Annotated in this window: 17 protein-coding genes and 1 tRNA gene; 9 read left to right on the top strand and 9 right to left on the bottom strand. The window is 66.4% G+C overall.

What is annotated here, in order from left to right; all coding sequences use genetic code 11:
- The first annotated feature begins 60 nt into the window (after positions 1–60).
- The 3 genes from BLS42_RS04415 (at position 61) to BLS42_RS04405 (ending at position 2,648) form a co-directional block, all read left to right on the top strand.
- Positions 61–1,005 carry an N-acetyltransferase gene (locus BLS42_RS04415; protein WP_090576994.1) on the top strand — a complete coding sequence of 315 codons (945 nt, stop codon included), beginning with the start codon at positions 61–63 and terminating at the stop codon, positions 1,003–1,005.
- A gap of 32 nt (positions 1,006–1,037) precedes the next feature.
- A tRNA-Leu gene (locus BLS42_RS04410) sits at positions 1,038–1,111 on the top strand.
- A 187-nt stretch (positions 1,112–1,298) separates the two neighbouring features.
- Positions 1,299–2,648, top strand: a complete 1,350-nt coding sequence (locus BLS42_RS04405) for an ABC transporter substrate-binding protein (protein WP_090576991.1) — start codon at positions 1,299–1,301, stop codon at positions 2,646–2,648.
- Between the two features lie 442 nt (positions 2,649–3,090).
- On the opposite strand, the gene BLS42_RS04400 is transcribed toward BLS42_RS04405, so the two are convergent.
- Genes BLS42_RS04400 through BLS42_RS04385 form a run of 4 tightly spaced genes read right to left on the bottom strand, consistent with a single transcriptional unit; the run spans position 3,091 to position 7,195 of the window.
- Positions 3,091–3,864, bottom strand: a complete 774-nt coding sequence (locus BLS42_RS04400; protein WP_090576987.1) for an ABC transporter ATP-binding protein — start codon at positions 3,862–3,864, stop codon at positions 3,091–3,093.
- Complete coding sequence (locus BLS42_RS04395; RefSeq protein ID WP_176803163.1) at positions 3,861–4,958, bottom strand: ABC transporter ATP-binding protein; 1,098 nt, start codon at positions 4,956–4,958, stop codon at positions 3,861–3,863. Before BLS42_RS04395 ends, BLS42_RS04400 begins: the two co-directional genes overlap by 4 nt.
- Entirely contained in the window at positions 4,955–5,923 is a 969-nt protein-coding gene (locus BLS42_RS04390; protein ID WP_090576984.1) for a branched-chain amino acid ABC transporter permease, read from the bottom strand. The genes BLS42_RS04395 and BLS42_RS04390 overlap by 4 nt, the downstream gene beginning before the upstream one ends.
- 9 nt (positions 5,924–5,932) lie before the next feature.
- On the bottom strand, positions 5,933–7,195 hold the full coding sequence (locus BLS42_RS04385; protein ID WP_256336237.1) for a branched-chain amino acid ABC transporter permease: 1,263 nt from the start codon (positions 7,193–7,195) through the stop codon (positions 5,933–5,935).
- Between the two features lie 497 nt (positions 7,196–7,692).
- Between BLS42_RS04385 and BLS42_RS04380 the strand changes: the two genes are divergently transcribed.
- Together BLS42_RS04380 and BLS42_RS04375 are read left to right on the top strand one after the other, a co-directional pair.
- Complete coding sequence (locus tag BLS42_RS04380; RefSeq protein ID WP_143019137.1) at positions 7,693–8,526, top strand: hypothetical protein; 834 nt, start codon at positions 7,693–7,695, stop codon at positions 8,524–8,526.
- A 143-nt stretch (positions 8,527–8,669) separates the two neighbouring features.
- Complete coding sequence (locus BLS42_RS04375; protein WP_090576975.1) at positions 8,670–9,572, top strand: Bax inhibitor-1/YccA family protein; 903 nt, start codon at positions 8,670–8,672, stop codon at positions 9,570–9,572.
- Between the two features lie 111 nt (positions 9,573–9,683).
- On the opposite strand, the gene BLS42_RS04370 is transcribed toward BLS42_RS04375, so the two are convergent.
- A complete protein-coding gene (locus BLS42_RS04370; protein WP_090576972.1) occupies positions 9,684–10,922 on the bottom strand; it encodes an acetyl-CoA C-acetyltransferase in 1,239 nt (412 codons plus the stop codon).
- A 20-nt stretch (positions 10,923–10,942) separates the two neighbouring features.
- Entirely contained in the window at positions 10,943–12,103 is a 1,161-nt protein-coding gene (gene galK, locus BLS42_RS04365) for a galactokinase (RefSeq protein ID WP_090576969.1), read from the bottom strand.
- Positions 12,104–12,179: 76 nt separating this feature from the next.
- Here galK and BLS42_RS04360 point away from each other — a divergent pair, with 76 nt between their 5' ends.
- The 4 genes from BLS42_RS04360 to BLS42_RS04345 all read left to right on the top strand — a co-directional run bounded on the left by BLS42_RS04360 (position 12,180) and on the right by BLS42_RS04345 (position 16,435).
- Entirely contained in the window at positions 12,180–13,145 is a 966-nt protein-coding gene (locus BLS42_RS04360) for an aldose 1-epimerase family protein (protein ID WP_090577139.1), read from the top strand.
- Between the two features lie 84 nt (positions 13,146–13,229).
- Entirely contained in the window at positions 13,230–14,543 is a 1,314-nt protein-coding gene (locus tag BLS42_RS04355) for an AI-2E family transporter (protein WP_176803159.1), read from the top strand.
- 21 nt (positions 14,544–14,564) lie between these two features.
- On the top strand, positions 14,565–15,803 hold the full coding sequence (gene ilvA, locus BLS42_RS04350) for a threonine ammonia-lyase (RefSeq protein WP_090576966.1): 1,239 nt from the start codon (positions 14,565–14,567) through the stop codon (positions 15,801–15,803).
- 5 nt (positions 15,804–15,808) lie between these two features.
- Positions 15,809–16,435 (top strand): rhomboid family intramembrane serine protease, encoded by a 627-nt coding sequence (locus BLS42_RS04345; protein WP_090576962.1) that lies wholly within the window; start codon positions 15,809–15,811, stop codon positions 16,433–16,435.
- A 206-nt stretch (positions 16,436–16,641) separates the two neighbouring features.
- On the opposite strand, the gene greA is transcribed toward BLS42_RS04345, so the two are convergent.
- From greA to BLS42_RS04330, 3 genes are all read right to left on the bottom strand, one after another.
- Positions 16,642–17,136, bottom strand: a complete 495-nt coding sequence (greA, locus tag BLS42_RS04340; RefSeq protein ID WP_090576959.1) for a transcription elongation factor GreA — start codon at positions 17,134–17,136, stop codon at positions 16,642–16,644.
- A 197-nt stretch (positions 17,137–17,333) separates the two neighbouring features.
- Positions 17,334–18,272: an alkaline phosphatase family protein gene (locus tag BLS42_RS04335; RefSeq protein WP_256336236.1), complete on the bottom strand. Its 939-nt coding sequence runs from the start codon at positions 18,270–18,272 to the stop codon at positions 17,334–17,336.
- 394 nt (positions 18,273–18,666) lie between these two features.
- Positions 18,667–19,119, bottom strand: a complete 453-nt coding sequence (locus BLS42_RS04330) for a DUF4307 domain-containing protein (protein ID WP_090576955.1) — start codon at positions 19,117–19,119, stop codon at positions 18,667–18,669.
- Positions 19,120–19,202: the final 83 nt, after the last annotated feature.

Here is a 19,202-nt window from a genome sequence, read left to right as displayed (position 1 = left end):
GGCAGCCGCAGGGGCAGCGGGAGCGGACAGGTGCGCACGACCCGCGCCTAGACTGGCTCCATGACAGCTGAAAAGGACCTGCACACCCTCTTGGCCACCATGCACCCCGAACTGCGCGACGGCGAGTACGTCTACGCCCTGTGGCCACACGGCAAACCCCTGGCCGGGGCAATCGCGGCCGCCGTCCGCGAGGCGGAAGGGCTGACCGTCGTGCTTCCGCGGGACGAAGCGGACAGCCTGGGGCTCTCCTACGACTTCGTCGCAGCATGGATCACCCTCCAGGTGCACTCTTCGCTCGAGGCGATCGGCCTGACGGCAGCCGTCAGCGCCGCCCTGACCGAGGCGAAGATCAGCTGCAACGTCCTGGCCGGCTTCCACCATGACCACCTGCTCGTCCCCGTGGCCGACACCGACCGTGCGCTGGAGATTCTGCACGAACTCGTCGCCGACCATGGCGAGCACAAGCCGGCACCGGAACTCGTGTTGCGCACCGAGGAACCGGCGGACCGTCCGGAAATCCTCGCCCTCACGGCCGCCGCGTTTGCCATCTCGCCCGTCACCGGGCATCACGTCGACGGCGAACCCGAAGAGGTGAAGCTGCTGGCCCGGCTGTTCGAGTGCCAGGAATACCTCCCCGAGTTCAGCGTCGTTGCGGAACTCAACGGCGAAATCGTGGGGCATGTGATCAGCACCCGCGCCTGGGTGGGCGAGCTGGAGCTGCTCGGGCTCGGGCCCATCGGGGTGGTGCCGCGGCTGCAGCGCCACGGCATCGGCACCGCGCTCATGAACGAGACGGTGGCGCGGGCCAACGCCGCGGGGGAGCGGGGGATCGCGCTGCTGGGCAACCCCGACTACTACTCCCGCTTTGGCTTTGTACCGTCCACCTCGCTCGGGGTGGCACCGCCGGAGGCCGGCTGGGGCGCGCACTTCCAGTTGCTCCCGCTCGCCGTCTGGCCCGGCGGCGTTAGCGGCACCTTCCGGTACGCTGGCCCCTTTTCGGGCTGATCCGGCCGGCGACGGGATACCATTGACCGGGCGCCCCAGTAGCCCAATTGGCAGAGGCAGCGGACTTAAAATCCGCGTGTTGTGGGTTCGAGTCCCACCTGGGGCACTTTGTTATGCGTCGCCCTGCGGCGGCGGCGGAACCCTCCAGATTTCCTCTATGCAACGAGTGTTATAAGGATGTGACCGTAGTCACTTATTTTCACGTCGAAATTGCACTAGCTTGAAGTGGAATCAGGAACACCTGATCTTTCGCGTCAAAGGCCGTTCGCACCTTTAGATCGAGGAGCTTGTACATGACTTCACTCCCCCGGGTTGCGCCCCGCGTCGCTAAGCTCACAGTGCTTAGCCTCGGCGTCGCCCTTCTGGCTACGGCTTGTGGTGGTTCACCCGCCCCGAGTTCGACGGGATCCAGCTCAGCCGCGGCCGCCGGCATCGCATGCCCGGCACCCAGCGCCACCGGCGGCGGTACCAGCGCCGCTGGCGACGCGGGCACCGTGCCCGCTTCGGCCACCACCACCCCCACGCCCCTGAAGATCGGCTCGCTCCTGCCGACGACGGGTTCGCTGGCCTTCCTCGGCCCGCCCGAAATTGCCGGTGTTAACCTCGGCATCAAGGAGGTCAACGATGCCGGTGGCGTCCTCGGCAAGCCTGTCCAGGTCGTTCACCGCGACTCCGGCGACACCAAGACCGACATCGCTACCCAGTCCACCACGGCACTGCTCGGACAGGGCGTCAGCGCAATCGTCGGCGCCGCGTCCTCGGGTGTCTCCAAGACCGTGATCAACCAGATCACCGGTGCCGGCGTCGTCCAGTTCTCCCCGGCCAACACCTCGCCGGACTTCACCGCGTGGGATGACAAGGGCCTCTACTGGCGCACCGCCCCCTCGGACGTGCTCCAGGGCAAGGTCCTCGGCAACTACATGGCCACCTGTGGCGCCCAGACGGTCGGCATGATCGTCCTGAACGACGCCTACGGAACCGGCCTTGCAAAGAACGTCCAGTCCGCTTTCGAGGCAGCCGGCGGCAAGGTTGTTGCCCAGGAGCTGTTCAATGAGGGCGATTCCCAGTTCAGCAGCCAGGTGGACAAGGTTCTGGCCGCTAAGCCGGACGCCATTGCCCTGATCACTTTCGACCAGGCCAAGAGCATCGTTCCGCTGATGACGGGCAAGGGCGTCAAGCCCACCCAGATCTTCATGGTGGACGGCAACATGTCCGACTACAGCAAGGACTTCCAGGCGGGAACGCTGAAGGGCGCCCAGGGCACCATCCCGGGTACCTTCGCCAAGGATGACTTCAAGAAGAAGCTCCTGACGATCGACCCGGCGCTGAAGGACTACAGCTACTCCGGCGAGTCCTACGACGCCGTGAACCTGATCGCACTGGCTTCCGAGGCCGCCAAGAGCACCAAGGGCACCGACATCGCGGCCCAGCTCAAGGCAGTTTCTGAGGGTGGAGAGAAGTGCAACACGTTCCCGAGCTGCGTCACCCTGCTCCGCAACGGTAAGGACATCGACTACGACGGCCAGTCCGGCCCCGTATCGTTCTCCGACGCCGGCGACCCGACGGAAGCCTACATCGGCATCTACGAGTTCCAGGATGACAACACCTACAAGCCGGTCAAGGAAGAATTCGGCAAGCTGTAAGCCGCTTCCCACCGACAAACAAAAGACCCCCGTCCACTGGACGGGGGTCTTTTGCGTGCGGGGAGCGGGGCAGGAGCGTCCGGGCCCAGACGAGTTCGACGCCGGGAATCCGGTTCAGCCCGCTAGATGCCCGCCCCAACCCAGCGCCGCGGGCGCCGTCGCCGTTCCGCCGGGGGAGCGGCCGGTGAGACAAACGCTGAGGGCGACGGAGGCAGGCGCTTGTGAAAGCGCCGTTGTTGCTGGGCCCACGGCGGTAGGGATCCCTGCCCGAGCTTGCGAGGGGACAGGGCCGCCGGGGAGGAACGAGCGCAGGCGCCGAGCAAGTGGCTGCGGAGGCGCCCGGAGGCCGCGGCCAGAGGCCTGGGCCCCGCCACGTACGCCGGGCACGCAGAAGGGCCGCCACCGGCTGGTGACGGCCCTTGCGGGGATCCTGCCCGAAGTGCTATTCGGCAGTGTCTGCGAGCGTCCCCAGGTAGAGCTGGATGACCTTGGGATCCTTCATGAGTTCCCGGCCTGTACCGGTGTACGCGTCCTTGCCCTGGTCCAGCACGTAGGCGCGGTCGCAGATCTGCAGGCAGCGGCGCGCGTTTTGCTCCACCATGATGACGGAGACGCCGGCCCGATTGATCTCGTGGACCCGAAGGAAGGTCTCATCCTGCCTGACAGGGGAGAGGCCTGCGGAGGGCTCATCGAGCAGCAGCACGGCCGGGTCCATCATGAGGGCCCGTCCCATGGCGACCATCTGGCGTTCGCCGCCGGAGAGCGAGCCGGCCCGCTGGGCGCGCCGCTTGCCGAGATCCGGGAACAGGTCGGTGACGAAGTCGAACCGTTGGGCGAAGTCCTTGGGCCGCTGGAACATGCCCATCTGCAGGTTTTCCTCGATGGTCAGGGCGGCGAACACATTGTTGTTCTGCGGAACGAAGCCGACGCCCTTGCTGACTAGCTTGTTGGCCTTGAGCCCGGTGATGTCCTGCCCGCGGACCACTACCGAGCCGGAGTGGACCTTGACCAGGCCGAACATGGCCTTCAGCAGCGTGGACTTGCCGGCGCCGTTGGGACCGATGATGCCGATCAGCTCGCCCTTGCGGGCTTCGATGCTGCAGCCGTTGAGGATATTGACGCCCGGGATGTAGCCGGCCACCAGATCGGTGACCTTCACGACCGAGTCGCCATCGAAGGCGGGCTGGGCGGCCGGTGCCGCGCTGGTGGCGCTCATTCTGTGTCCTTCTCTGTGCGATTCGGCTCTTCGGCGCGGTTCGGCTCTCCTGCGCTGCGGCGGCCGCGCGTCGTCCCGTTCGTCTCCGCTTCCTCCGCCTCGGTGGTGAGGATATCGGCGGAGATGATGCCGGCGTTTTCGGTGCCGACAATCGATTCCTCGTCGGCGACCAGCTCCGCGGCCAGTTCCTTGATGCCCTCAGCGTCGCCGAGATCCACGTCGTGGTGTGCGCCGAGGTAGGCGTCGATCACTGCGGGGTTCTTCATGACCTCGGCGGGAGGCCCTTCGGCCACGATCTTGCCCTCTGCCATCACGACCACCCAGTCGGCGATGTGGCGGACCATGTTCATGTCGTGCTCGACGAACAAGACGGTCATGCCCTCGGCCTTGAGGTTCTTGATGTGGTCCAGCAGCGACTGCGTCAGCGCCGGGTTGACGCCGGCCATCGGCTCGTCGAGCATGACCAGCTTGGGCCGCACCATGAGGGAGCGGGCCATTTCCAGCAGCTTCCGCTGCCCGCCGGACAGTGACGCCGCGTAGTCGTCCCTCTTGGCGTCCAGTTTGAACTTCTCCAGCAGCACGTTGGCTTCCTGGGTGATCTTCTTTTCCTGACCGCCCCAGATGCCCTTGAACAAGGCCTTCGACAGTCGTTCGCCGGACTGGCTGGAGGCGCCGAGGCGCATGTTCTCCAGGACGGTGAGCTTGCCCATGACCTTGGTGAGCTGGAACGTGCGCACCATCCCCATCCGGGCAACCTTGTACGAGGAGACGCCGGCGATGTTGTTGCCCTCGAACTGCCATGTTCCCGAGTTCGGGGTGTCGAATCCCGTGAGGAGGTTGAACAACGTGGTCTTGCCGGCGCCGTTGGGGCCAATCAGCGCGGTGATCTTGTGCCGCGGGATCTCGAGGTACTGGACGTCGACGGCGTTGATGCCGCCGAAGCTGCGGGTGACGTTTTCCGCCACCACGATCGGATCACGCTTCTTGCAGCCGGGGGCGGCCTCGCCGACGGCGATCGGACGGGTGTCCGTCATGTAGTCGATTTCTTCCGACGTGCGGGGTTCGTCCCGTGACTCTTCGCTTGGAATGCTCATGCGAATGCCAGCTCCTTCTTATTGCCGAGAACGCCCTGGGGCCTGAATATCATCAGCAGCATGAGCGCCACGCCGACCAGGATGTAACGCAGCTGCCCGGCCTGGACCGTGTTCAGCCACGTAATGGTGCCTGACTCGATCAGGCCGTAGAGGATGCCCTGGGTGAGTGAGAGCACCACCCAGAAGATCATGGCGCCGACCACCGGACCGAGCACAGTGCCGAGGCCGCCGAGTAGCAGGCAGGTGTAGAGGAAGAAGGTCAGTTCCGTACCGTAGTTGGCCGGCTGCACCGCGCCGCGGGGAATCGTGAAGATCATGCCTGCCAAGGCACCGAGCGCGCCGCCGATGATCAGGGACTGCATCTTGTAGGCGTACACGTTCTTGCCGAGCGAGCGGACGGCGTTCTCGTCCTCGCGGATGCCCTTGAGGACCCGACCCCAGGGGCTTCGCATCAGCAGCCACACCAGAGTGCAGAAGAGGGCCACGACTGCCCAGGCGACCACCCGGATGAAGAAGTCGCGGTTGTTCATGCCAATGTAGGTCCCCGGCGGGAAGGGGTTCATAGCGTAGAAATCGCCCTCGAAGGCGGCCAGGCCGTTGGCCGAGCCGGTGATGGCGGTCAGCTGGTTGGTCGTGACGATGTAGCGGACGATTTCGGCCGCCGCGATGGTCACGATGGCCAGGTAGTCCGCCCGCAGCCGCAGCGTCGGGATGCCCAGCAGTAGAGCGAAGATGGCGGAGCAGATGACGGCGATGAGCAGTCCGACGAAGAACGGCACGTGGAACGTCAGGGTGGAGATGGCGAAGCCGTAGGCCCCCACTGCCATGAAGCCTGCTTGGCCGAAGTTGAGCAGGCCGGTGTAGCCGAAGTGAACCGCGAGGCCGAGGGTGGCCAGGGCGTAGGCAGCTGTCGTCGGGCTGAAGAGTTCGCCGGCGGCGCTGGAAAATATGAATCCGAAATCCATGGCTGTCTCCTAACCCACGCGCTCGCGGCGGCCCAGAATGCCCTGAGGCCGGAACAAAAGGACAACAATCATGATGAACAACGCTCCCACGTATTTGAGGTCGGCTGCGAGGCCGAACACGGTGGTCAGCTCAACGAAGATGCCGACGATGATGGAACCGACCAGGGCGCCCCAGACTGTGCCGAGGCCGCCGAGAGTGACGGCGGCGAAGATGAGCAGCAGGATCTGCGAGCCCATGTCGAAGGTGACGCCGGGTCGGTAGTAGGCCCAGAGGATGCCGCCGAGGGCAGCGAGCATGCCGCCGACCACCCAGACGATCCGGATGACGGAGTCGACGTCGATGCCGGAGGCCGCGGCCAGCGCCGGGTTGTCGGCCACCGCGCGGGTGGCCTTACCGAGGCGGGTCTTGAGCAGGACGACGCCGAGGGCGGCGATCACCGCGGCGCTGATGATGAGGGACCAGAGGTTGTTGGGGGAGATCGAGACCGGGCCGATCAGGATTTCCGCGCTCTGGGCAAACGGCAGCTGCTGGGTGGCGCCGCCGAAGTAGAACTGGATGATGTACCGCACAGCGAGGGCGAGGCCGATGCTGACGATCATCATCGGAACAAGCCCGGTTCCGCGGCGCCGCAGGGGCTTCCAGAGGCCCGCGTCCTGGACGTAGCCGAACACGCCGCCGCCGACGACCGCCAGGATGATGGCAAGCCAGAACGGAAGGTGCATCTGGTTGAAGGCGAACACCAGCACGGCGCCGATCGTGACCATTTCACCGTGGGCGAAGTTCGTCAGGCCGGTGGTGCCGAAGATCAGTGAGAGGCCGACGGACGCGAGGGCGAGCAGCAGGCCGAAGCTCAGGCCGGCCACCAGCCGGTTGAGCAGGTTCTGCCCGAAGTTCTCCTCGGCCACGACGATGCCCTTGCCAAAGGTGAAGATCACCGAAAGGTTTGAGGTCTGGCTGAAGGTGACCTTGCGGGGGTTTTCCTGGCCCTCAGCCAGTTTGATGCCCTGCGGAAGCGTGGACTCGTCGAGTTTGACCTCGTAGGTCCCCTGGGTGGGGACGCCTATGGTCCAGGCGCCGTTGGCTCCCGATTTCGTGGTTCCCGTGAAATCGCCACTCGTGGCGGTGATGGTTACCCCGGGGATCGGTGCGCGGTCGTCACCGCGCAGGAAGCCGCTGATGCTGTTCGTGAACTGGGTCGCCGACGGAGATGGTGTCGGCGAGGGGGTCGCGGCGCTGGACGCCGGGGCAACTATGAGCAGTAGCGCAGCCATGGCGGCAAATACTGCCCCCACAGCCTTCAGTAGTCTGCCGCGCCGTCTCTGCGACAGGCCGCTCGTTGTGCTTCTCAAATTGAAAACCTCCACATGGGGGTGCTGTGGGTTGCGCCTTTGCAACCGTTGCGAACGGTCAGGGGACGAGCGTCTCGCAGATGCGATCATTTGTTGTGATGTCCGTCACCCTGTGTGGCCTATGCTACAGCCCGGGCGGGTCAAAGAATGCCGCTGCGAGCAGGCAGAACGTCGCGATCGGGTAACAACCGTGTAGTCGCGGAGCCACCTTGATGTAGCCCGGCTAAAGAAAACTTTTGTTGATTCCGAGTATGCCTAAACAGTGGCCGGCCCGGCCCCCGATTCGCCCGGCCAACCTGGTGCCGGTGCCGCCGGCCGGGCACGTCCGCTCCGGTATGCGGAACATGTGAATCCAAGCTTTTTCAAAGTCCGGCGGCGTTATGGTGCAAAGAGCGCCTGAATCGATTTTGGAGGGCCGAGTGATGAAGCGGGTGGTCAAGCTGTGCCTCGCGGGTTCGCTTGCGCTGGCGGTCCTGGGCATTCCGGCGCTGAGCCTCGGCCCCGAAACCGCCGGGGCGCAGGCCTGCGTTCCCTCGACAGGGGCAATCACCGACCCCTATCCGGGGATCAGGGCGGCAGCCTCCAGCTTTGAAGCGGGCACCTTGGACGGATTCGGCGTCTCCTCGGACGGGACGGGGAGTGCCTCCGTCTCCACCGGGCTGTCGCACTCCGGTAGCTGCGCCGCCCGCCTGCACACCACCGCTGAACCCGGTTCCACCGCCAGGCTGGCAGTGGGCCTGACCCCTGGCAATACCGAGGCGTATGCGGACGGATGGTTCAATATCGCCGCTGAGGGAATGCGAGGGAACAATGTTCCTTACTTCCGGTTCTTTTCCGGCCGCGTCCGCGTCCTGGATGTTTTCCGGCAGAACATCTCCCATGAGCTGGTGCTGCGCACCTCGTCACCGGCAGGCTACGCCTACACCACATTGCGGCGGGATGTCCCCTCAGACTCCTGGCACCGGCTGGTCATGCACGTGGTTCCCAACGGTCCCCAGACCAACGTCCAAATCTGGTGGGACGGGCGTTCCGTCTACGCGGGCACTGTCAGCATTTCCGCGACGACGCTCGACACGGTCCAGCTCGGCTCCGAACACGATCAGCAAATGGCCGACATCTATATCGACGACGTCATTGTCAACAGCGGTACGGGAACGCCGGCGCCGGTTCCCGGCCCGCTGCCGCAGCCGAGGGATCCGTCCAAGCGGCTCGACCAATTCCTTGGTGACGCCCTGAATATCCCGCTTGCCTAGGTCACGGTTCGGTTGCGGCGACCCCCGGGGGGAACTATCCCTCCCCGTCGGCCGTGGGACTTGGTAGCGTGACTATATAAAGACCCTTTTCGGGTCGTCCGCATCGCACCGGAACATCACCCCTTATCTTGGAGGCACCCGCAATGGCATCTGGCGGAAACCCGATCTTCAGCGGAAAAAATTTCCGCGAAGCCACCCAGGCACCGCCTGCCCCGCAGGCCCCGTATGGCCAGAACGCCTACGGCCAGAACGCCTACGGCCAGGCCCCGGGCCAGGGCGGGTGGAACTCTGCACAGCAGGGCATGAGCCAGGAACAGCTCCAGGACCTGTACAACCGCCCAGCGGCCGGCCCGGCTGACATCGGCCGGATGACGTACGACGACGTCATCGTCAAGACTGCCGGGTGCCTCGGCATCCTGGTGGTCGGTGCCGCAGTGGCGCTCGCCGTCCCGCAGGGCACCGGATCCATGCTGATGATCCTCGGGGCCCTCGGCGGCTTCGCCCTCGCGATGGTCAACACCTTCAAGAAGCAGCCGTCCCCCGGACTGATCCTGGCCTACGCGCTGCTCGAAGGATTCTTCCTCGGCGGCCTGACCCGCATCCTCGACAACCTGTTCCCGGGCGTCGGCATCCAAGCCGTCGTCGGGACGCTGTCCGTCTTCGCCGTGACACTGGTGCTGTTCAAGAGCGGCAAGGTCCGGGCGACGCCCAAGCTCATGCGGTTCTTCATGATCGCCCTGATCGGCTATGCGGTGTTCGCGCTCGTCAACGTCGTCATGATGATGACCGGGGCGGTGACCACGCCGTTTGGCCTGAGCACCAGCGTGGAGATAGCCGGTATCCCGCTCGGCGTCTTCATCGGCTTCCTGGCGATCGGCCTGGCCGCCTTCTCCCTGATCATGGACTTCACGTCCATCGAGGCGGCCATCAGCGCCGGGGCCCCGCAGCGTTTCTCCTGGACCGCCGCCTTCGGCCTCACGGTCACGCTGGTCTGGCTCTACGTCGAGATCATCCGACTGCTGGCCATCCTCCGCGGCGACGAGTAACCGGCGTCGTTCCTGAACGCCCTGTTTTTCTAACGAGGAGCCCCGACCAACGGCGGGGCTCCTCGTGTTTGCGGCAACGGGCACCTGCCGCAACCCATCAGCTGCAACGCCTCAGCTGAGCCGCTCCAGCACAACAGCCATGCCCTGGCCGCCGCCGACGCACAGCGTGGCCAGGCCGAGGGAAGCGTCGCGGGCGCGGAGCCCGTTGATCAGCGTGGTGGTCATGCGGGCGCCGGTCATCCCGAACGGGTGCCCCAGGGCGATGGCGCCGCCGTGGACGTTGAGCTTCTCCGGATCGACGGCGAGTTCCCGGGCGCTGGCCACCACCTGGACCGCGAACGCCTCGTTGAGCTCCACGAGCTCGATGTCGCGGATGGTCAGCCCGGCGATCGTGAGCGCCCGGCGGGTCGCTTCCACCGGGCCCATGCCCATCAGCTCCGGGGACAGGGCGCTGACACCGGTGGAGACGATCCGGGCAAGCGGTTCGAGGCCCAGCTCCCGGGCCCGCGCGTCACTCATGACCACGACGGCGGCGGCCCCGTCATTGAGCGGACAGGCGTTCCCGGCCGTCACGGTGCCTCCGCTGCGGAAGACCGGCTGCAGCGCGCCGACGGCCTCGGCTGTGACGCCGGGACGCGGCGAATCGTCACGGTCGACCACCGTGCCGTCCGCGCGGGTATACGGGGTGATTTCGCGGGCGTAGAACCCTGAGGCGATGGCTGCCTCGGCCCGGTTCTGGCTGAGCACCGCCCAGGCATCCTGCTCCGCGCGGGTGATGCCGTAGCTTGTGGCGACGTTCTCCGCCGTCTGGCCCATGGCGATGTACACGTCCGGCATCCGGCCGCCCAGGCGCGGGTCGGTCCACGGTGTGTTGGAGGCCGCCCGGGCCTCGCTGCGTTTCCGGGCCGCCTCAAATCGCGGGTTGTGCGTGGTCGCGTCGGTCTCACCGGCACCGGCCCAGTCCCGGTAGCGGGACACCGCCTCCACGCCGGCGGCAACGAACGCCTGGCCTTCGCCGGCTTTGACGGCGTGGAATGCCATCCGGAGCGTCTGCAGGCTGGAGGCACAAAAACGGTTGATGGTGGCGGCCGGAACGTTGTCCAGACCGGCCAGGATGCTGACCACGCGGGCCATGTTGGAACCGGCCTCCCCGCTCGGCTCGGCGCACCCCAGATAGATGTCGTCCAGGCCACGGCCCGGCACGGCGGCGGCATCGAACGCCGGAATCCCGGCGAGGGCCGCCGTGACCATGGCGGCGGCGAGGTCGTCCGGCCGCTCGTCTTTCAGGGCCCCCTTGAAGGCGCGCCCAATCGGGCTTCGGGCGGTGGAAACGATGACAGCTTCAGGCATGCGCCCAGACTACGCCCCGACTATGCCAGCCGCATGGCCCCCGCCGCGGGACTGACGCTGAAGATCTCCGGCGCGGCGTACCCGGCCCGGGCGAAGGCCCGTTCGACGGCGGCGCGCACCTGCTGTGCCGATCCCACCGGGGTCAGGGCGATCGCGGAGCCACCGAAGCCGCCGCCAGTCATGCGGGCACCGATCGCGCCGGCCGACCGCGCCGTTTCCACGGCCAGGTCCAGCTCGGCGCAGGAGATCTCGAAGTCATCGCGCATCGAGGCATGGGACGCGTCCAGCAGGGGGCCAATGGCGGCCGGGCCCAAGGTGTCCAGCAGCTCGACCGTCTGCAGGACGCGGCGGTTCTCGGTCACGACATGCCGGAGGCGACGGAACGTCTCCTGGTCCAGAAGCCCGCTGGCCTCCTCGAGGTCCTCGAACCCGACGTCGCGCAGCGCCGGCACGCCGAGGACCTCGGCGGCGAGTTCGCACGATTCCCGCCGGGCCGCGTACCCGCCGTCGGCGTGGGAATGGGAAACCCGGGTGTCGATGACCAGCAGCACCAGCCCTGCGGCGTCGGCGTCGAACGGCACCAGCCGGACACTCTGGTCCCGGCAGTCGAGGAAGACGGCGTGGCCGGCCGTGGCCCGGAGCGAGGCGGACTGGTCCATGATGCCGGTGGGCGCGCCGACGAAGTCGTTCTCCGCCCGCTGGGTGGCCAAGACCATGTCCTGCGCGGACAGGCCAGCGCCCATGAGCTCATTAAGGGCCGAAATCACGGCGCATTCGATGGCGTGGGAGGACGACAGGCCGGCGCCGCGGGGGACATCGGAACCCAGGAGCAGGTCCACTCCGGGAACCGGGAGGCCCTGCTGCTGCAGAGCCCAGATGACCCCGAGCGGGTACTTGGTCCAGCCCTTGGCGCTAGCGCGGGCCAGCGAGCCGGTGTCCGCGGTGGTCAGCCCCTGGTTACCAAACGTGGAGAGCATCCGCACGGTGGAATCCGGACGGACCCTGAGGGCCACCCGGGCTGCCCGGTCGATGGCAAATGGCAGGACGAAGCCCTCGTTGTAATCGGTGTGCTCGCCAATGAGGTTGACGCGTCCCGGTGCCCGCCACACGCCGTCGGGCCGGCCGCCGAAGACCGCCTCAAACCGGGCGGCGAGCCCGCTGCTGTCCAGGGACGGATTCATGGCCTGGCGCCTGCGCTGCTGGAAGTCATGGATCCAAGGTATACGGGTTGCCGGGCGGGTCTGTACGGTGGTCACCATGGATCTCTCAGCGACCCCCTCGGCTCCCGGCCCCGATGAAACCATGCGGCGGTACGCGACCGGACGACAATACGAGCTACGGCGCGGCGATGCCCTGGCCGTCGTTACCGAACTCGCCGCCGGCCTGCGGCTGTACAGCCGCGGAGGCACTGCCCTGACGGAGAGCTATGGCGATGCCGACATCCCGCCCGGCGCCGCCGGAATAACCCTGGCACCGTGGGCCAACCGGGTGGAAGACGGTGTCTGGTACCTCAACGGCAAGAAGCTGCAGCTCGACATCACCGAGGTCTCCCGCAACAACGCCAGCCACGGGTTGCTGCGGAACTCCTCCTACGAACTCGTGGACGAGGACGAGTTCTCCGTGACCCTGGAAGCGGCGGTCTTCCCGCAGCACGGCTACCCGTTCCTGCTCAGGCACCGGGTCCGCTACGAACTGGCGGAGGACCTGGGGCTGGTGGTGCGCCAAACCCTGATCAATGACTCCCAGGACCCCGCGCCGTTCGTGCTTGGCGCACACCCGTACCTGCGGCTGGGGGACGTGCCCAGCGAGGAGCTCACCGTGAGCGTGGACGCCCGGACCCGGCTGGTGGCCGATGACCGCCTCATCCCGCGCAGCACCGAGCCGGTCAGCGGCGACTTCGATCTGCGCGGCGGCCGGCCCGTGGGGACACTGGACCTCGATTCGGCGTACACGGACCTGGACTTCGACGGCGGCGTCGCCCGGCACACGCTGCGGTCACCGGACGGGCGGACCGTCAGCCTGTGGCAGGACGCGAGCTGCGGTTACGTCCATGTCTTCGTGACGACCCAGTTTCCAGGCCGGTCGAAGGCGGTCGCGATCGAGCCGATGACCGGTCCGGCCAACGCGTTCAACAGCGGCGATGGCCTGCGCTGGCTCGCGCCGGGGGAGCAGTTCTCCATGACCTGGGGCATCTCGGCCTCGCTGACTGCCACTGCAGGCTGACCCGGCGGGCTGCGACCCGGTTGCCGGTTGCTGGCTGCCGGTTCCTGGTTTCCTATTAATCGGCCTCTGCGGAATCATGGGGCTATGACGCCAGCTGAGGACGCCGCACCCGCCACAAGCCCTTCCCCTTCCGCGGCCGGGACCGGGGTACGTTCCGGAGCCAGGCCACGGACCGACCGCGAGATCGACCAGGACATTCCCTACGGCGTCCGGATCGCCGCCGCCTGGGCGTGGCGCGGCGGGCTTATCCTGCTCGTGCTCGGGGGCCTGGTCTGGCTGCTGAGCCATGTCAGCTTCCTCATTATCCCCGTCATGGTCGCCGCCCTCCTGTCCGGGCTCCTCAGCCCCGCAGTGCGCTGGATGGCCAAACGCAGTGTGCCGAAGGGGCTCGCCGTCGCCATCACGGTGCTCGGCTTCATCGGCATCATCATCGGTGCCCTGACCCTGGTCGGGCGCCAGCTCATGCAGGGCTTCGGCGAGCTGTGGTCCCAGGCGCTCACTGGCGTGCAGCAGGTCCAGACCTGGCTGTCGGAAGGCCCGCTCCACCTGACGGCCGCACAGATCGACAAGTACATCGAGGACGCCACCGCCGCGCTGCAAAACAACAGCAGCAGCATCCTCAGCGGGGCCCTGACGTTCGGGAGCACGGCCGGGCACTTCGCCGCCGGCCTGGTCCTAGCGCTGTTCATCCTGATCTTCTTCCTGCTTGAAGGCGACAGGATCTGGGCCTTCCTCGTCAGCCTCCTGCCCCGGAAGGCGCGCCGCGCCACGGATGGTGCGGGCCGCCGCGGCTGGACTTCCATGGTCAGTTACGCGCGCATCCAAATGTTCGTCGCGTTCGTGGACGCCGTGGGAATCGGCGTCGGCGCCGCCATCATTGGCGTGCCGCTCGCGCTGCCGCTGGGCGTCCTGGTCTTCCTCGGTTCCTTCATCCCCGTGGTCGGCGCGCTGGTCACGGGCGCCATCGCCGTGCTGCTGGCACTGGTCGCCAACGGGCCCGTCAACGCCCTCATCATGCTGGCGATCGTGCTCGGCGTCCAGCAGCTCGAAAGCCACATCCTGCAGCCGCTCGTCATGGGCAAGGCCGTCTCCCTTCACCCCGTGGCCGTGATCTTGTCTGTCGCGGCGGGCTCCTACCTCGCCGGGATCCCCGGCGCACTGTTCTCCGTTCCGATCCTGGCCGTAGCAAACTCGTCGATTCGCTACATTGCGGGCAGAACGTGGGAACATGATGAAGTGCTGGCAACCGCGGGACCAGGGGGCAGCCCTGCCCTCGAACCCGGCGCAGACACCACCTTCACAGACGTCCACCTGCCGGGCGGAACCCCCGGCCGCGAGGGCGCCGCACCCAACAGCGGTGCTCCGGGCAGCGATGCCGGACGGGGCACCGACGCCTGATCCGAAGAAGGAGAACAGTTCGTGAATACCCTTGAGAGCCTGCCCGTCACGCTGGACGATGTCCTAGAGGCGCAGAAGCTGCTCGACGGGATTATCACGCGGACGCCCGTGGAATCATCGCGGGCCCTCGGCGCCACGGTGGGCGGCGAAGTCTTCCTCAAATGCGAAAACCTGCAGCGCGCCGGCTCCTTCAAGGTCCGCGGCGCCTATGTGCGGATGGCCAAGCTCTCAGACGCCGAAAAGAAGCGCGGCGTCGTGGCGGCCTCCGCCGGAAACCACGCCCAGGGCGTGGCCGTCGCAGCCAAGAGCCTCGGCATCAAGGCCCGGATCTACATGCCGCTCGGCGTCGCGCTGCCCAAGCTCGCCGCCACCCGCAGCCACGGCGCCGAAGTGGTGCTGCACGGCCACAACGTGGACGAGGCGCTGGCCGAAGCCAAGCGCTACGCCGATGAAAGCGGCGCCGTCTTCGTCCACCCCTTCGATGACGTCGACGTCGTCGCAGGCCAGGGGACGGTGGGGCTGGAAATCCTCGAACAGGTCCCCGACGTCGACACCATCCTCATGGGCGTCGGCGGCGGCGGCCTCCTCGCTGGCGTTGCCGTCGCCGTGAAGTCACGCGCCAAGGAACTTGGCCGTGACATCCGCATCATTGGCGTCCAGGCCGAGAACGCTGCCGCCTACCCTCCCTCGCTCGCCGCCGACGCCCTCGTCCCGCTCAAGAGGGTCTCCACCATGGCCGACGGCATCGCCGTGGGCCGGCCGGGCCAGCTGCCGTTCAGCATCATCCGCGAGCTCGTCGACGACGTCGTCACCGTCAGCGAAGACGCCCTGGCCAGGGCGCTGATCTTCCTGCTGGAGCGCGCCAAGATGGTGGTGGAACCTGCCGGGGCCGTCGGCGTGGCGGCGCTCATGGAAGGCAAGATCGAAAACCCCGGAACCGTTGCGGTGGTTCTCTCCGGCGGCAACATCGACCCCATGCTGATGCTCAAGGTCATCCAGCGCGGCCTCTCCGCCGCCGGCCGGTACATGACCGTGCGAATGATGCTGGACGACCGTCCGGGCTCGCTGGCCACAATCGCCCGCATCATCGCCGAAAACGACGCCAACGTCACGGGCCTGGACCACACCCGGGTGGGCGGCTCCATCAGCATGGGCGACGTCTCCATCACCGTCAACCTGGAAACCAAGGGCCACGAGCACTGCAGCCAGGTCCTCGCGGCGCTGCGCGCCGAGGGTTTCCAGCCGATCGTGGTGCACTAGGGGCCATGGTGACGGACGCGTCCCCGGGCGGGCCGCCGGGAGTGGGGGACAACGCCGCGGCACGGGCCCGCCGGGGACTGCTGGTGGTCGGCTCCTTCGTCGTGCTGTTGTACGTGATCGAGATCCTCAACACCGCGCTGTTCCATTCCCTGAACCGCACGTTCGGGCTGCGGCCGCGCAGCCCGGACGGAATCCTGGACATCCTGACGTTTCCGCTGCTGCACTCCAGCCTTGCCCACCTCATGTCCAACACGCTCCCGCTGGTCATCTTCGGCTTCCTCGTGTTCCTGTCCGGGCGGCGGGTGTTTATCACCGCCCTGGCCGCCAGTTGGCTGGCGTCCGGGCTCGTCGTGTGGCTCATCGGCGGCGCCAGCGTCACCGTGGGCGCTTCCGGTCTGGTGTTCGGACTCTTCGCGTTCCTCCTGGTCCGCGGCTTCATCAACCGGAACTGGTGGCAGATCGTGCTGTCCGTGGTGCTGTTCATGGCCTACGGCGGCATCCTCTTCGGCGTCCTGCCCACCGTGGCCAGTTTCATCTCGTGGCAGGCCCACCTGGGCGGGGCGATCGGCGGCGTCGTAGCGGCGCTGCTGCTGAGCACCCGGCGCCCTGGGGCGCTGTCCCCAGGACGCTGAAAACCAAGAACGCTGAAAACCAAGGACGCTGACGACCAGGACGCTGACGATCCCTGGACGACCCTGCACGGGCCTCGTTCCAGGCCGAGCCGCCAATTTGCCCCTGCAAACAGGCAGAAAACACGACGCCGGCCTCCCCGCGAAGGGGAGACCGGCGTCGTTGTTTCGTGAAAGTGTTCCGTCACGGAACAAAACGTGTTGCGGGGTCAGCCGGCGTACGGCTTGGCGGACATGATCTCCACCGTGATGTCCTTGCCGTTCGGTGCGGTGTAGCTGAGCTTGTCGCCCGCCTTGTGCCCGACGATGGCCGCGCCGAGGGGGGACTTCTCGCTGAAGACGTCCAGGTCCGAGTCGCCGGCGATCTCGCGGGAGCCGAGGAGGAAGGTTTCCTTGTCGCCTGCGATCTTGGCCTCGACGATCATGCCGGGCTCCACGATGCCGTCGTCGGCCGGGGCCTCGCCGACGTGGGCGTCGCGGAGAAGGGCCGTGAGTTGGCGGATGCGGGCCTCGATCTTGCCCTGCTCCTCCTTGGCGGCGTGGTAGCCGCCGTTCTCCTTGAGGTCGCCCTCCTGGCGCGCGGCTTCGATCTTCTGGACGATTTCTGCCCGGCCGGGGCCGGAAAGGTGGTCCAGCTCTGCCTTCAGGCGGTCAAAAGCTTCCTGGGTAAGCCAAGCCGCAGTTGCGCTGTTGGTGGTAGACACGGACTTCTCCTTTGGGTGGTCATACAAGCAAAGACCCCGCCACGGTGGCCACTTTTATGACGCAGTAACCAGCTCAGCGGGGGAAAGGTATTGATCCATTGTAGTCAATGCTGTGGATAAACCAAAGAGCACTGCGGTGCAGGTCACACTAAGTTGTCCTCCTCCGCCGTGCAGACCGGTTCAGGCCGTGGGGCTGGTCACGGCCGCGAGTTGAAGACGTCGGGTCCAAAACCATCGACTCCGGGCGCACCGGCATAGGCGAGGCGCGGCAGCGAGAAAATGTCTTCGATCGTGGCCAGAAGGCTGTAGTGGGTGTATGTCTTGTCCGATGTCGTGCCGCCCCGGACGAAGGGGGAGAGCACCAAGGCGCCGACGCGGCCCCCGGCTGTTCCTCCGGGAACCCCCTTTGGGCCTTGTTTGGCACCGTCAGCTTCGTCAAAGGTAATGACCAGCATCCCGTCCTGCTTATAGGCGGGGGAGTCCAGGATCGCGGGTATCTGTTTCTGCACCCAGACGTCGGAGCTGACCAGGCCTCCCTCCCTGCCGTCCGCGCAGGGACTGTCATGCCCGTCATTGCATAGGTTGGGGCTGATGTAGGAAAGGTTGGGGGTGGTCTGTGCGGACTTAAGATCGCCGGCAAGTTCGGTGAAGTCGACCACGTTCTTCTGACAATCCGGAGAGGACGTGATCGCCGCGAAGTACACAAAGGGATTATGCCGGGTCGCGTATTCATCATCCGGGGAGGCCTCCTGGTTTTCGTCGTCGGCCCCGGCCTCAGGGTGGCGGCATGGGCTCTTCATCCCTTCCATGTAGCCCTTCCAAGTCTTACCGGCCGCGCTGAGTTGCCCCGCGACGGTCGGTACCGACGCGGGATAAATGCAGCCGGTACCTTTCACCTGCCCCGGCTGGGCGGTGCCCGCTGGAACGAACGGGACATATGTGCCGCAATCGTTCCGGGTCATGGGGTTGGAGGCCTGCCCCGAAATCTGCGCGATGTAATTGGGAGTGGAGTGATGGGCGATTGCGTAGTACTTGGTAAGCAACACGCCCTTGGAACGAAGCGTCTCAGAGAGGTACGGAGCGTCCGAGTCAGCGCCCCAGGCCGTGTCGAATCCTTGATTCTCGAGATTGATCACAAACACATGCCCCGGGCGGTCCGCGTGGGCGCCCACCTCGGGCGCCCGACTACCGGCGCCTGACCCTGGCTGGCAGCCCGAAACTGCCAGGACTGTTGCCGCTGCCAGCACCCACAGGCCGGCAGCGCCCCGGCCAATGGTTCCTTTCGACTTTTCGGGGTTCATGCGCATCCCGCTTTCTTGTTGACGCGTGCAGCAACGACGGACCGATGCCGCCTCGGTCAGGGCCCTGCACTCGAGACCGACGAGTCGCTGGCACAAGCATAGGTCTCCGGCGCAAGGATGTCCCTCCCCGGGACACCTTGTTTGAGCTCCTTGATTGGCGCCGCGACACGGTGGATGACCAGTTCAACAGCCTCGGTGCGGGGGCCGGGAGTCCCGCGTTTGGCGCGTCCTACTTTCCGGCGTCGGGAATCCAGCAGCTGTCCACGACAGCGGAGACCGCCTGGGATTCCGTGCGCAATTGGGTGCGGTGGGCGGTGGTGCGGCCGCCGTCCGTGCCGGCGTCGGCCGCGTTCGGCCCGATGTCCACGACTTTCCAGCCCACAATCGCGAACTTCGAGTCCATGGCCTTGACGGCGCATTTCGCATCCGATGCGGGGTCTTTGGTGACCTGGAAGTCGATTTCCGTCAGCGTCGCGTCGGGGGTGCTGTAGCCGACATCCTTGAAGCTGACACTGTTGGTGGCCGCCGACGTCGATACCCAGGCCAGGAAGGCAATGCCCACGGCAAGGGCTGCGATCAGGATATTGCGTTTGACCTTGCGGGTCAGCGCGCGCTTTTGGCGGCCGTAACGATTGGTTAGGCTGGTAGGAGCCGGTGCGGCAGGCTGATCCTCGGAAGTCACCCGTCCAGTTTAGTGTGGATCGGACCGGGATTAATCCGGGACCGCTGGCCATACAGATCAAGCCGCACCCCAACAGCCGCACC

It is taken from the genome of Arthrobacter sp. ov407, from assembly GCF_900102895.1.
Classification (GTDB): Bacteria; Actinomycetota; Actinomycetes; order Actinomycetales; family Micrococcaceae; genus Arthrobacter.
The sequence above is the reverse complement of the archived record's forward strand: the minus strand, read 5'-3'. Positions and strand labels throughout refer to the sequence as shown.